This is a genomic window from Microcystis sp. M53602_WE12 (genome assembly GCF_030065455.1).
Classification (GTDB): domain Bacteria; phylum Cyanobacteriota; class Cyanobacteriia; order Cyanobacteriales; family Microcystaceae; genus Microcystis; species Microcystis aeruginosa.
Genome location: NZ_JASJFB010000777.1, coordinates 1 through 1,381 on the forward strand (window position 1 = coordinate 1; position 1,381 = coordinate 1,381).

Consider the following 1,381-nt stretch of genomic DNA (forward strand, 5'->3'; position numbering starts at 1 on the left):
GATAAGGGGGGTGCCGATCCCCCCTTAGTCCCCCCCTTGATAAGGGGGGTGCCGATCCCCCCTTAGTCCCCCCTTGATAAGGGGGGTGCCGATCCCCCCTTAGTCCCCCCTTGATAAGGGGGGTGCCGATCCCCCCTTAGTCCCCCCTTGATAAGGGGGGCATCTGATAATTTTTAACGCCTACCTACTTAGTTTCCATTTTAGGTGATTTTTTGGTAAACTACAAGGGAAGCTAGAAATTAGTAACGCCTTGAGAATTGTATCCGCTTAGTTAAGTAGTCGGACATAAATTCTGTTGTCTATCTTAATAAATGTAAATTGCCACAATTCTGACTGACGACCGACTCCTGACGACCGGCTACTGACTCCTTACCCCACAGTTAACTTTACTTTTGTCCAACTACTTATCAGTGCAGTTATTGACTCGAACGAATAACTTATCGCTATGTCCAAGACTCTCTACGAACAAGATTTTCAATTGTGGCTCGCAACAACAATTAGCCATCTACAGAAGCGGGAATTTGCTGCGCTGGATACTGATAACTTAATTGAGGAGTTAACCGAGTTGGGAAAATCGGAAAAAAGAACTTTAGAAAGTAATTTGATGATTCTTTTGGCTCATTTGCTCAAATTAAAAGTACAGCACAACGCACCGCCATCCATGAAAGATAGCTGGTATTGTTCTATTATTGAGCATCGCCAGCGAATTGAGAAAAACTTACGCAATACGCCTTCCCTGAAATCCTATCTAGAAACTGCTATCGAGGAAGCTTATCCAGATGCTCGTCAAGTGGCAATTAAGGAAGGGAAACTTGCTCAATTTGGTGTTCGGATTCCCCCAGAAAATGATTATCCTAAAATTTGTCCTTTCTTGCCAGAGCAAATCTTAGATGAGAACTTTTATGGCAATTGACTAGAGGAAATAGTTAGGGTTTGCGGCAAAAAGTTTATTGGTGGGGTTAGGAGTCAGGAGTCAGGAGTCGGGAGGGGAAGAAAAAGATGAACGTAGCGACTGTTTCAGTGCCTACTCGCTACAAGGAGCAGGCGCCAAGCAGAAGTGTTTAGCCCACCTAGAACGAGAATTAAAAGCTCTCTGACAGAGTCGCTTTCAGGGCAATCGGGATTTTGCCCGCCAAGTGCAATCAGTATTATGGCAAGCTCGACTTGCTTATCAGAATTATCAAGAAGGAAAACGGCTCTTCGGTTTGTGTTATGCAATGGACGGGGGTTATAAGGGATGGAACCCTTATAGAGAAAGGCACTTAGCGATTTTTGTCAATTGTTTTTGCTCTAGAGCCAACTAATCAATTAAGTCTCTTACCAGATAAGGATTTAGTCGATTTATGCCCCCCTATCGAACCATACCAAGTAACGAAGAACC

At 44.1% G+C, this 1,381-nt stretch carries 2 protein-coding genes; both read left to right on the plus strand.

The annotated features are described in order from the left end of the window. The first annotated feature begins 445 nt into the window (after positions 1-445). Positions 446-913: a DUF29 domain-containing protein gene (locus PX482_RS23920; protein WP_072926654.1), complete on the plus strand. Its 468-nt coding sequence runs from the start codon at positions 446-448 to the stop codon at positions 911-913. Between the two features lie 37 nt (positions 914-950). Next, positions 951-1,097, plus strand: a complete 147-nt coding sequence (locus tag PX482_RS28200) for a hypothetical protein (RefSeq protein ID WP_002757808.1) — start codon at positions 951-953, stop codon at positions 1,095-1,097. Positions 1,098-1,381 lie beyond the last annotated feature (284 nt).